1 protein-coding gene is annotated in these 14019 nt (G+C 64.3%); it reads right to left on the bottom strand.

Going from position 1 to position 14019, the window contains the following annotated elements; all coding sequences use genetic code 11:
• Positions 1 to 67: 67 nt before the first annotated feature.
• Entirely contained in the window at positions 68 to 14002 is a 13935-nt protein-coding gene (locus FHW68_RS02770) for a non-ribosomal peptide synthase/polyketide synthase (protein ID WP_183678629.1), read from the bottom strand.
• Between the last annotated feature and the right edge of the window lie 17 nt (positions 14003 to 14019).

The following is a 14019-nucleotide window of genomic DNA, read 5'->3' as shown; positions in this document are numbered from 1 at the left end:
GAAATCGTAGAGGCACGTGCGCCGCGAGCGGCGCACTCCGAAGTCAAATTCAGGGCGATGGCGGGGCTCACTTCTTCGGCCCCAGGCGTTTGAGCAGCATGTCCAGGGACTTCTGGTTCATGCCTTTGGCCAGCGGGAAGTCCGAGGGCATCAGCGCCCCCGCCTGTGGGTCGAGGCAATGCCCGACCAGCGCTTGCAGATGCTCCAGCAGGCGAGCGGGCAAGCGACTGTCGGCGCTCGGCGTGACGCTGTGCCAGTGGATATGCAACACGCCGTCTTCCAGCCAGGCCACCACTTCACGGCCATGGGTGACGCGGTTGGCCTGTGCCACTTCCGGCGGCGCGGTCAGGCCGCTGGCGCGCAACCAGCCCTGTGGCGTTTGCTCATGCCCCAGGTAGTTGAACAACACATCGCCACGGCTTGGCGGCAGTTCGCCGCGCTGACGCAAAAGCCCGTGACCGAGGCCATTGCCCGGCACGGCGCGCAACGCTTCCTTGGCATCGCGCACTCGCTCGCCAGGGGCACCACTGGATTTCACCCGCAACGGATAGAGGGTGGTGAACCAGCCGACGGTGCGGCTGACATCCAGGCCCTCGAACGGCGCATCGCGACCATGGCGCTCCAGATCCACCACGATGTCGGCGCGGCTTTCAGCTTCTGCCAGCGTCGCGGCGAGGGCGGCGATCAGCAGCTCTTCCGGTTGTGTGCGATAGGCGGCGTGGGACTCGGTCAGCCATTGATGAGTGCGCGCCGCATCCCAACGGGCCGACAAGGTTTGACGCTCGGCGACCGTGGCCACGGGCGCGGTGTTCACTGCGGTCTGGGCATTCCAGTAGCGCTGTTCGGCGCTGACCTTGCCGGCATGGGCGTGCAGGTGTTCGGCCCATTGACGGTAGGACGTGGTTTTCGCCGGCAGGCCTGGATTCTCGCCTCGCTCCAGCCCTTGATACAGCTGCTGGAAATCTTCCAGCAGCGGTGTCCATGACACGGCGTCGACGACCAGGTGATGCGCGACCAGATACAGGCGTTGCGGTTCGCCCTCCAGCAATGCCGCCGCGAACAGCGGGCCATGTTGCAGGTCCAGACTTTGCGCGACTTGCTGCAGTTGTTCAGGCTGTTCGCAGCAGACCAATCGAGCGGGCGATACCGCTGCGATGTGCGCCTGCCATTGCCCGTCAACCTCGGCGAAACGCAGGCGCAAGGCATCGTGGTGGGCCACCAGCCGACCCAGCGTCGCCTGCACCAGTGTCGGTTGCAGACGACGATCGCTATCAGCCAATACCGACTGATTCCAGTACGCCGCTTGCGGCTGTTGTTGGTCGAAGAACCACTGATGCAACGGCATCAACGGCATCGCACCGGTCACATCACCTTGTTCGGCCAGGGTCAGCAACGGGCTGGCCACCTGCGCCAGTGCCGCCGGGGTCGGCGAGCGGAACAGGTCTTTGGGCGTGAGCGAGTAACCCTGTTCGCGCAGTCGCGAGATCAGCTTCAAACCGAGAATCGAATCGCCACCCAACGCGAAGAAGCTGTCCGTAGTGCCGACTTCGCGGCCACCGGTCAGGGACTCGCCGAGCAGTTCACCGAACAGTTGGCAGAGCAGGGTTTCCAGTTCGTTGCGCGGTGCGGCGTAATCTTCCTGGGTTTGCGGCAATGGCAGGGCAGCCAAGGCCTTGCGGTCGATCTTGCCATTGGTGGTCAGGGGCAGGGCCGGCACTTCGACCCACACCGCCGGCACCATGTACGCCGGCAGTTCGGCGGCAAGCAGCGTATCGAGGCCTGATTGCACCGCGTTGCTGCTGTAGAACGCCACCAATCGATTATCGATCACCAGGGTGCAGGCACCGGTGATGGCGGGCTGGCTCAGCAGCGCCGCGTCGATTTCCCCCAACTCGATGCGCTGGCCGCGCAACTTCACCTGATGATCGAGGCGCCCCAGGTATTCGATGTTGCCGTCGGCGAGGAAGCGGCAACGGTCGCCGGTGCGGTACAGGCGATCACCGTCGATGAACGGGCTGGCGAGGAAGCGTTCCTCGGTCAGGTCCGGGCGTTTCAGGTAACCGCGAGCGACCCCGACCCCGCCGATGTACAGCTCGCCGATGCTGCCGATCGGCAATGGCTGCCGGGCTTCGTCGAGGATGTACAAACGCAGGTTGGCGATCGGTTTGCCGATCGGCACGCTCACGTCATTCCCCGAGCAGCGCCAGACCGACACGTCGATCGCCGCTTCGGTCGGGCCATAAAGGTTGACCAGCGCCGCCGGGTGTTGGCTCATGAAGCGGCGCACCAGGTCCACCGGCAGCGCTTCGCCGCTGGCGAACACCTGACGCAGGCTGTGGCAGTTGACCAGGCTTGGCTCTTCGACAAAGGCGCGCAGCATCGACGGCACGAAGTGCAGGGTGGTGACCTGTTCCTGGCGGATCAGCTCGCTGAGGTAGGCCGGGTCGCGATGACCGTCCGGACGGGCGACCACCAGCGTGGCACCGGTGATCAGCGGCCAGAAGAATTCCCACACCGACACGTCGAAGCTGTACGGGGTTTTCTGCAACACGCGGTCGTTGGGGCCAATCGGGAAGGCGTCCTGCATCCAGTGCAGACGGTTCATCAAGGCGCCGTGTTCGTTCATCACGCCTTTCGGTTGGCCGGTGGAACCGGAGGTGTAGAGCACGTAGGCCAGGTCGCCCGCCTCAACGCTCAGTGGTTCGCCCGCGGGCGCCTGGGGCAAGGCGTCGAGGGTCCAGGCGGTGTGCCCGGCCGGCAACTTCGACCGCCACTGTGGCTGGGTCAAGGTGACCCGGGCATCGGCGTCCTCGATCAGGAAGGCCAGGCGCGCGGCCGGCAGTTCCGGGTCCAGTGGTAGCCACGCGGCGCCGGCATGCACGATGCCGAGCAGGGCGACGACCATTTCCACGGAGCGTTCCATGCACACCGGCACAATGGCCTCGCGGCCGATCCCGGCCGCACGCAAGGCGCGGGCAACGGTTTGCGCGCGCTGATCCAGTTCGGCGTAACTCAGGCGCTGGCCGTCGAACACCAGCGCCGGGGCGTTGGGGCTGAGAGCGGCCTGTTGGCTCAGCGCCGTGTGCAGGTTGGTCGGGCCGGTGTAATGACGTTCGGTGGCGTTCCAGCGATCCAGTTGCTGCTGATCCTGTTGTTGCGGGAACAACTCGACCAGCGCTAGCTCTGGCGTTGTCACCAGCGCGTCCAGCAGGGCACACCATTGCGCGCTCCAGCGCTGCATCGTCGACTCGTCAAACAGCGCCGATTGATATTCCAGCGCGAGGGTCATGTCGACGCCGTCGTCCTGGACTTCCCAGCTCTGTTCGAACTTGGCATCGATCACCGGCAGCGTCTGCTCTTCGATGTTCAGGCCCGGCCATTGGCTGCTGTCCATGCGACCGTGGTTGAGGGAGAACATCACCTGGAACAGCGGCGTGCGGTTCAGGTCGCGGCGCTGGGCCACGGCACCGACCAGTGTGGCAAACGGCAGGTCGGCATGGGCCTGGGCCGCGCGCAGATCGGCCTCGAGGCTGGCCAGCAACTGCTCGGCCGGAGCCTGTTGATCGACGTCGCCGCGGATCACCAAGGTGTTCACCAGGCACGCCAGCAACGCCTGGGTTTGCGGTTGGTCGCGCTGGTCCGCCGGGGTGCCGAGGCGAATGTCGCGTTGACCGCTGTAACGAGCCAGCAATGCGCTCAGTGCCGTCGCAAGTACCACGTAGCTGGTGGTGCCGCGTTGACGGGCGAACTGGCGGATGGCTTCGGCACGCGAGGCGCCGAGGCTGACTGTCAGCAGTTGGGCGCGACGATCCGCTTCGGCGCCGCGTGGGTGGTCGAGGGGCAGGTCGAGTTGGTAATCGTCCTCGCCGAGGTGGTTTTTCCAGTAATCCAGGCTGTCATTGCGTCGAGCCTGGGTGTCCGGATGCTGTTGCCACAGGGCGAAATCGACATAGTCGACCTCCAGCGCCGTCCAGTTGGGCGACTGCCCTTTAAGGCTGGCGGTGTAGGCCTGGGCCAGTTCGTCGATCAGCAATTGCATCGCCCAGCCGTCGGTGGCGCTGTGGTGCAGGCAAACCAGCAACAGGCTTTCGTCGCTGTCCTGCCGTTGCAACAGATGCGCACGCCAAGGTGCGGCGGTGGCCAGATTGAACGGCGCCATCAGCTCGTTTTTCGCCTGGGCGCAAGCCGCCGTCCAGTCCTGTGTGGCGACCGACGTGACCACGAGTGCCGGGCCTTGATCGTCGATCAGCAACTGCGGCTCGCCCTGAACCTCGACAATGCGGCTGCGCAGCACCAGATGGCGCTCGCTGACCTGCTCGAATGCTCCACGCAAGGCCGGGACCTGAAGGTCGCCGCGCAAAGTCAGGGCAAATGGCATGTGGTACTCGAGTGAATCCGGCACCAGACGGCTGAGCATCCAGAACCGTTGCTGAGCCAGACCCAGCGGCAGGTGTGCCGGACGCGGTTGTGCGGTGATCAGCTCCCCTGGCATCGCCGCGCGCAGATGACCGGCCAGCGCCGCTACCGTCGGTTGGGCGAATACCAGCGCCAATGGCAAGGTGGCGCCCAGGCATTCACGGACCCGAGCGACCAGTCGCGTGGCCAGCAACGAGTGGCCGCCGAGATGGAAGAAGTGATCGTCGATCCCCACCGACGGGCATTCCAGCACTTCGCTGAACAATTCGCATAGGACCGTTTCGGTGGCGTTGCGCGGCGCGGTGTGCGGCCGGTCGCTGTTGGTTTCCGGCAATGCCGTGGCGGCCAACGCCTTGCGGTCGAGTTTGCCGTTGCTGTTGAGCGGCAGGCTGTCCAGTCGCACCCAAAGGCTTGGCAGCATATGCGAGGGCAGGCTGTCGCTCAATGCCGCGCGCAGTGCGGCTTCATCGGCGTCACCACACCAGAAGCTCACCAGACGCTGGTCGAGTAACAAAGTCGCCGCATCGCGAACGCCCGGTTGCATGAGCAGTTCAGCGTCGATTTCCCCCAGCTCGATGCGCTGGCCGCGCAACTTCACCTGATGGTCGAGACGTCCCAGGTATTCGATATTGCCATCGGCGAGGAAGCGGCAACGGTCGCCAGTGCGGTACAGGCGATCACCGTCGATGAACGGGCTGGCGAGGAAACGTTCCTCGGTCAGGTCCGGGCGTTTCAGGTAACCGCGAGCGACACCGACCCCGCCGATGTACAGCTCGCCGATGCTGCCGATCGGCAGTGGCTGCAGGGCTTCGTCGAGGATGTACAAACGCAGGTTGGCGATCGGTTTGCCGATCGGCACGCTCACGTCATCCACCGAGCAGCGCCAGACCGACACGTCGATCGCGGCTTCGGTCGGGCCATAAAGGTTGACCAGTGCCGCCGGGTGTTGGCTCATGAAGCGGCGCACCAGGTCCACCGGCAGTGCTTCGCCGCTGGCGAACACCTGACGCAGGCTGTGGCAATGGACCAGGCTCGGCTCTTCGACAAACGCGCGCAGCATCGACGGCACGAAGTGCAGGGTGGTGACTTTCTCTTGCTGGATCAATTGGCTGAGGTACGCCGGGTCACGATGACCGTCCGGACGGGCGACCACCAGCGTGGCACCGGTGATCAGCGGCCAGAAGAATTCCCACACCGACACGTCGAAGCTGTACGGGGTTTTCTGCAACACGCGGTCGTTCGGGCCAATCGGGAAGGCGTCCTGCATCCAGTGCAGACGGTTCATCAAGGCGCCGTGTTCGTTCATCACGCCTTTGGGTTGACCGGTGGAACCGGAGGTGTAGAGCACGTAGGCCAGGTCGCCCGCCTCAACGCTCAGTGGTTCGCCCGCGGGCGCCTGGGGCAAGGCGTCGAGGGTCCAGGCGGTATGCCCGGCCGGCAACTTCGACCGCCACTGTGGCTGGGTCAAGGTGACTGGCGCGTCGGCGTCCTCGATCAGGAAGGCCAGGCGCGCGGCCGGCAATTCCGGGTCCAGCGGCAGCCATGCGGCGCCGGCATGCACGATGCCGAGCAGGGCGACGACCATTTCCACGGAGCGTTCCATGCACACCGGAACAATGGCCTCGCGGCCGATTCCGGCCGCACGCAAGGCGCGGGCAACGGTTTGCGCGCGCTGATCCAGTTCGGCGTAACTCAGGCGCTGGCAGTCGAATACCAGCGCCGGGGCGTTGGGGCTGAGAGCGGCCTGTTGGCTCAGCGCCGTGTGCAGGTTGGTCGGGCCGGTGTAATGACGTTCGGTGGCGTTCCACTCGACCAGTTGACGCTCACGCTCAGACGCCGCCAATGGTGACCAGTCGCCGAGGCGAGTCTGTGGCGCGTCGAGCATGGTTTCCAGCAGCGCTTGCCACTGCGCCAGCCAACGCCGCGCGGTGGTTTCGCTGAACAGTGCGGCGCGGTATTCGAGCAACACCGACAGCACCTCACCGTCATGCACTTCCCAGTTCAGGTCGTACTTGGTGGCTTGGGCAGTCACAGCCCGTTCGCGCACTTGCAACGATGGCCAGTGACTGGCCGACGCGTCAGCGTTCTGCATCACGAACAGCACCTGGAACAGGGGTGTCTGGCCAAGGCTGCGTTCCGGTGCGAGTTTTTCGACCACCTGATCGAACGGCACGTCCTGATGCTGCTGAGCGTCCAGCACGCGGTTGCGCACCTGGCTCAGCAAACCTTCGAAATCCAGCGCCGGATCGAGGTCGGCGCGCATTACCAGTGTGTTGACGAAGCAGCCAATCAGCGGCTGCAATTCGGCCAATGGACGTTGGGCAACCGGGCTGCCGACCCGCACGTCGCGCTGGTTGGCATAACGCCCCAACAACAACTGCGCCGCGCTGAGCATCAGCATGTACAGGGTGGCACCGCGTTGTTGGGCGAACTGACGCAAGCGTCCCGCCAGTTCTGGCGGCAGCTGCAGTTGTACCGTGCCGGCGGCAGGGTCGAGCTGGTTTGGACGACCCTGTTCGGTGGGCAAGTCCAACAGGTAATTGCCGTCTTCCAGTTGCGTACGCCAGTACTCCAATTGGCTGCAGAACAGTGTTTGTTGGCCTGGCTCGCGCTGCCAGAGCGCGTAATCCGGGTATTGCAGGGCCAGGTTCGGCAGTTCGGCGACGGTGCCTTGGCTTTGCGCGGTGTAGAACTGCGCCAGTTCATTCAACAGGTTCTGGCTGGACGCATCGTCGGTGGCGCAATGGTGCACGGTCAGCAACAGCAAGGCCTGGTCGCGACCGCTGCGTTGCATCAGCGTGGCACGGATTGGCACTTGGGTCGCCAGGTCGAAACGCTGCCCGGTTTCGGCGTGGATGGTCTCATCGGTCAGCTGTTGCCAGGTGCTGTCGGTGGCCGCTTCCAGTGTCGCCACGCGCAAGGTGACATTGACCTGAGGTTCGATGACCAGCGCCAACTCGCCGTCGGTATCGCGCACGATCCGGCTGCGCAGGATTTCATGGCGTTGAACCACGCTGTTCAGGGCGCACTGCAAGGCCTGGGTGTTCAGCTCACCGTCGAACTGCACGGCGCTGACCACGTTGTATTCGCCAGCGCCCGCGCTCAGTTGTTCGAGGAACCACAAGCGTTGTTGTTCGAACGACAATGGCAGGCGCGTCGGGCGGGCCGCCGGGACGAAAGTCGCCGCCGGGGTTTGCAGCGGCTCACCCAGCAACGCGGCCAACGCGTCAAGGCTGGGGTGTTCGAATACTGCCCGCAGCGGTGGAACCGTGGCGAACTGTTGGCGCAGACAGGCAAACAGCACCGCCGCCAGCAGCGAATGACCGCCGAGGTAGAAGAAGTGACTGTCGCGCCCGATCTGCGTCAGCGGCACGTTCAGCAGCTCGGCCCACAGGGCGGCGAGTTGCTGTTCGGCAACGGTACGCGGTGGGTCCTGGGCGTCTGGCGCCGCTTGAATGTCCGGCGCTGGCAGGGCCTTGCGATTGAGCTTGCCATTGTCGGTCAGCGGCAATTCATCGAGCAGCACAAATGCCGACGGCACCATGTAATCGGGCAGGGCGGCGCCGATGGTTTTGCGCCAGGCGTTAATGTCGACCTGCTGGTCGCAGGTGACATACGCCACCAGACGCTTGTCGCCGGGCACGTCCTCACGGGCCAGCACCACCGCCTGACGCACGCCCGGCTGGGCACCGATCAAGGCTTCGATTTCGCCCAGCTCGACGCGGAAACCACGGATTTTCACCTGATGGTCCATGCGCCCCAGGTATTCGAGCTGGCCGTCGGGTAGCCAGCGCACCAGGTCGCCGGACTTGTACATGCGCGCATTCGCCAGCGGCGAGAACGGGTCTTCTATGAACACCTTCGCGGTTTGTTCATCACGATTGAGGTAGCCAAGGGTCACGCCGGCGCCGCCGATGTGCAGTTCCCCCGGAACGCCGACCGGCATCGGATTGAGAAAAGCATCGAGCACGTAAGTGCGCACGTTGGCGATCGGTCGCCCGATGATTGGGCGTGCCGGGAAGTCATCCACCGCACAACCGGTCGCATCCACGGTGCATTCGGTCGGGCCGTAGGTGTTGAAGAAGCGGCTGCCGGCAATCGATGGCAGACGCTGCCAAAGTTGTGCATCCACCGCGTCACCACCAAACAGCACGAAGCGCGGCAGGTACACGTCGCCACGGCGTACGCCGTCGCTTTCAAGCAAGGCCTTGAGCTGCGCCGGGGTGCACTCGAAGGCTTGCAGACGGGTTTCACGGAAAAACTGCGCCAGGGCCTCGGGGTCGTAGCGCACCTCTTCCGGGGTCAGGTACAAGCTATGGCCATCGAGCAGCAGGATGAGCTCGGCGACTGAGCTGTCGAAGGCAAACGAATAGTTGAAGCTGGTGCGCATCGGCTGATCGGTATAGCGTCGATACAGGCCATGGATGCGCGCCCACGCCAGATTGACCACCGAGCCGTTGGTGACCAGGGTGCCCTTGGGCTTACCGGTCGAGCCGGAGGTGTACATGATGTACGCCAGATCATCAGGCCCGGCCAGCGGCGCGAGGTTGTTGTCCGGCTGATCGGCGAACAGGGCAGCGTCGCTGTCCAGGCGCAGACGCGGCAGTTCGGCACCCAATTGCTCCAGCAAACCCTGCTGACCGAGGAACAGCGCCGGCTGCGCGTCTTCAAGCATGTACGCCAGACGATCCACCGGGTAGGTCGGGTCCAGCGGCACATAGGCACCCCCGGATTTGAGAATGCCCAGCAAACCGATCAACAACTCCAGCGAACGCTCGACACACAATGCCACCGGGCGATTGGCGACCACGCCGCGACTGCGCAGGTAATGCGCCACCTGGTTGGCCCGGCGGTTCAGTTCGGCGTAGCTCAGGCTTTGGCCTTCGAAGCACAACGCATCGCGATCCGGGGTGCGCTCGGCCTGCTGTTCAAACAGCTGGGCGAAGGTCAGGTGCTGCGGCACCTCCATCTCGGTGCGGTTCCACTCGACCACGGTGCGCTGCCATTCCGCGGCCATCAGCAGCGGCAGGGCGGCCACCGGGCGTTGCGGTTCGGCGAGCATGTGTTCGAGCAAGTGCTCCAGGCGAGCGAGGGTCTGACGGGCGCTGTCGGCGGCGAACAGGTCCAGCGCAAACATCAACTCCAGTTGAATCGGCGCATTGGCCGGGCATAGCACGTGCAGATCCAGATCGCATTCGGAGTGCTTGAGCGGGGTCTCCAGCGCTTCGAATTCCAGCCCTGGAAAGCGCAAGCGCGACTCCATGGCCAATTGCTGCGCGACCATCACTTGATACAGCGGTGCATGGCTGAGGCTGCGGGGCAGTTGCAGGCTGTCGACCAATTGCTCGAACGGCAGGTCTTGATGCTGCAAACCCTCGCGCAGACGTGTGGCCACCTGTCCCACCAGCGCGGTGAAATCCGCGTGCGGCTCAAAGTCGGCACGGATCGCCAAATTGTTCAGCAAAATGCCGAGCAGGCCTTCGGTACCCGGTTGTTCACGGTGGGTGACCGGGGTGCCGATCAGCACCGTGGCATCGCCACTCAAACGGTGCATCAACACCGCGAACCCGGCGAACAATACGGTGAACGGTGTGGTGCCCAGACGACTGGCAAAGGCTTGCACCCGGGCACTGAGGTCGGCGCTGAGTTCACGCTGCACGATCCCGGCGCGGTAGGTCTGCACAGAGGGCCGCGGATAGTCGGTGGGCAGGGCCAGCAACGGGCTGCCTTCGCTGTTGCGACGGTCCAGGGTGGTGGTCCAGTAATCGAGTTGGCGTTTGAGTTCGGCACCTTGCAGGTGCTCGCGCTGCCACAGGGCGAAGTCGGCGTATTGCACGGGCAAGGCCGGCAATTCGGCGGGGGCGCCGTTGCAACGGGCTTCATAACCCAGGGCCAGTTCGCGCAGGGCGATGGTCGCCGACCAGGCGTCCGAGACCAGGTGATGCAGGGCAATGCCCAGTACGTGTTCACCCGGTGCGACACGCAGCAATCGCGCCCGCAGCAACGGCGGCGAGGTCAGGTCGAACGGTTGCTCGAAGGTTTCTTGCAACGCGTTGAACTGCGCCCCTTCGCGAGCCGTGGCGGCCAAACCCGACAAATCTTCGAACGGCAATGCAATGTTCAGCGATTCACTGATGTGCTGGCTGGGTGCGCCGTCGGTGCTGCGGATGCCGGTGCGCAGGATTTCATGCCGCACCAGCAAGTCATTCAGACTGGCGTGCAGCGCCTGGACGTTGAGCTCACCTTTGAGGTGCAGGGCGAACGGGATGTTGAACAGCGTCGTGCCGGGTGTCAGTTGCTCGATGAACCACAGGCGCTGTTGCGAGAACGACAGCGGCAGCAGCGCCGGTCGCGGCTGGGCTTTCGGCGCGCTGATCATGGCGGCTTGCGGTGCCGCGGCATCGGCCTGGCGGGCGGCGATGGCGACGGCCAGCAGGGCCACTGTCGGTTGTTCGAACAGCACCCGCAACGGCAAGTCCAGTTTGAAATGGCTGCGCAGGCGCGCAACGATCTGGGTGGCCAGCAACGAGTGGCCACCGAGGGTAAAGAAGTTGTCTTCCACGCCCACCGTGTCGCGCCCCAGGACGTTGGCCCAGACGTTCGCCACGGCGGTTTCCAGTTCATTGCGCGGTGCGATGCTTTCCAGGGTGTCGGCCTGCCAGTGCAGTTCCTGGGCGGCCAGCGCCTTGCGATCGACCTTGCCATTGTTGTTCAGCGGCAAGCGCTCAAGGCACACGAACGCGGCCGGCACCATGTAGGGCGGCAGTTGTGCGCGCAGGTGTTCGTTGAGTCCGTCGCTGCCCACGCTGTCGTCGTGGGCCGACCAATAGGCCACCAGCCAGGCTTCGCCGACGCTGTTTTCCCGTAGCAATACCGCGGCTTCGCGCACATTCGGGTGCTGCGCCAGACGGTGTTCGATTTCGGTCAGTTCGATCCGGTGCCCACGCAATTTCACCTGCTGGTCGCGGCGGCCGAGGTATTCGATCACGCCATCGGCACGCCAGCGCCCCAGGTCGCCGGTGCGGTACAGGCGGCCTTCTAGCTGAGGATGGTCGATGAACGCATCAGCGGTGCGCTGCGGATCGTGCAGGTAGCCGCGACCGACGCCGACGCCACCGACACAGATTTCCCCGGCAACGCCAACAGGCACCGGCCGCAAGGATTCGTCCAGCACATACAGACGGTTATTGGCGGTCGGCTGGCCGATGGGCATGTGGCTGACGTTGACGTCCGGCGCCTCGAAGATCGGCTGGAAAGCCACGTCGTCGGCGCATTCGGCCGGACCGTAGGCGTTCATCAGTGCGATGTCGGGGAAGCGTGCAAACCAGTCCCGGGCCACGGTCGGCGGCAGGGCTTCACCGGTGGGCAGCACCCAGCGCAGGTTGGGCAGTTGCAGGTCGCACGGGCACAGCGCGAGTAGCGTGCGCATCAGGCTTGGGACAATTTCCAGTACGTTGAGGCGTTCGCTGGCGATCACTTGCAGCAGGCGTTGCGGGTCGTGCGCCACGTCGTCCGGCAGGATGTGCACCGTGGCGCCCAATACTGGCGCGGCGAGGAACTGCCACACACAAATGTCGAAGGCCACCGACGCGGTCTGTGGAATCCGGTCTTCGGCGTTCAGCCCCAGGGCCGGCACTTTGCCGAAGATGTTATTGAGCATGCCCCGTTGTTCGATCATCACGCCTTTGGGCGTACCGGTCGAACCCGAGGTGAACAGCACGTAGGCCAGGCTGTCCGGGCCGCCGAGCAGTGGCAACGGCGCTTCATTGCCGGACGTCCAGCAGGCTTCGGCCAACAAGGCTTTGGGCGCCTGATCGAGGCCGCTGAGCAACTGATCGAGCAGGGCATTGCAACCTTCGCTGGCTATCAGCAATGGTGCCCGGGACAGGCTGAGGATTTCCCGCAGGCGCTCCGGCGGATGATTGACTTCAAGCGGCAGCATCGCGGCGCCCGCCTTGAACACGGCAATCATCATGGTCAACAGCGCCAGGCCACGGGGGGCAACCAGCGCGACCAATTGACCTTCATCGGCACCAGCGTCGCGCAAGGCGTGCGCCAGGCGAGTGGCTCGCTGATCCAGCTCGGCGTAGGTCAGGGATTCACCGTCGCAGATCGCGGCAATCTGCCCGCCGCGTTGGGCGACTTGGGCGGCAAACAGTTCGGCGAAACTTTGATCCAGCGGGAAGTCGTGAGGGTTGACGGCCCACTCGCTCAACAGTTGCTGGCGCTCATCGACAGCCAGTAGCTCGAAACTGCCCAGCGACGCGTCCGGTGCGGCCAGCATGCCGCGCACCAGGCTGGCGATATGGCCGAGCAAACGCTGGATGGTCGACGCCTCGAAACGCTCGCGGTCGTAGGACACGCGAATGCCCAACTGCTCGCCGGGCAAGATCACCACGGTCAAACCGTAGTGGGTGTGCACGCTGTGATCCATGCCTTCGAGGCTGAACTGGAAACCGCCTTCCAGAATCTGCTCGTCGATCGGGGCGTTTTCGAACACCAGGATGCTGTCGAACAGGGTTTCGCCGCGGGGGAAATCGCTCCAGCCCTGGATGTCGGTCAATGGCGTGTGTTCAAAATCACGCATGTCGACGTTCAGCCCTTGCAGCGCACTCAGCCACTGGCCAAGCGATGCGCCGGGATCCACCGACACCCGCAGCGGCAGGGTATTGATGAACAGACCGATCATCTCCGCCACGCCGGTCAGCTCTGCCGGACGCCCGGCCACGGTCACGCCAAACAACACGTCCCGTTGACCGCTATAGCGCGACAGCAGCAGCGACCAGACGCCCTGGAAAAACGTGTTCGGGGTGATTCGGCGGCTACGGCAGAACGCGGCCAGCGCCTGGGTTTCCTGCTCGTTCAGGTGAACCAATTGATCGTCCACCAGCACCGCATCGGTGTAGCGATCACGGGCCACGCCGTTGTCGACGGTCAGGGGTGTGGGCGCATTCAGCCCTTGCAACTGGCCGCGCCAGAACTGCTCGGCCTTGCCCGCATCCTGGCGTTGCAGCCACTGGATGTAATCGCGGAACGGCCGGGGGCTCTTGAGTTCGGGTGTGCGATCGTTGCACAGCGCTTCGTAGACTTTGAGGAAGTCCACGGTCACCAGGGAAATACACCAGGCATCCATCAGGATGTGGTGGAAGCTGCGGATGAATTCGTAGGATTCATCGGCCAATCGCACCAGGCGGAAGCGAATCAGCGGCGGCTTCGACAGGTTGAAGCCGACCTTCTGCTCGTCTTCCAGCAGCGTGCGAATCCGCGCTTCCTGTTCGTGCGCAGCGAGCCCGCGCAGGTCGAGGGTGTCCAGCGGCACCTTGACCTCGCGATGGATCACCTGCACCGGTTGCTTCTGGGTTTTCCACTGAAAACTGGCGCGCAGGGAAGGGTGCAGCGCCACCACCTGACGCCAGGACTCAAGGAACGCCACTTCATCAATGGCACCGCCGATTCGGTAGCGATCCTGCATCAGGTACACACCGGAATCTTCGTGCAGCAGGGAGTGGAACAGCATCCCTTGCTGCAACGGCGACAGCGGGTAAATGTCTTCGATCGGATTGCTGCTGGTTTTTTCGGTGGTCATTGAAAACGTCCTGCAAA

It is taken from the genome of Pseudomonas sp. Tn43 (assembly GCF_014192635.1).
Classification (GTDB): domain Bacteria; phylum Pseudomonadota; class Gammaproteobacteria; order Pseudomonadales; family Pseudomonadaceae; genus Aquipseudomonas.
The sequence above is the reverse complement of the archived record's forward strand: the minus strand, read 5'-3'. Positions and strand labels throughout refer to the sequence as shown.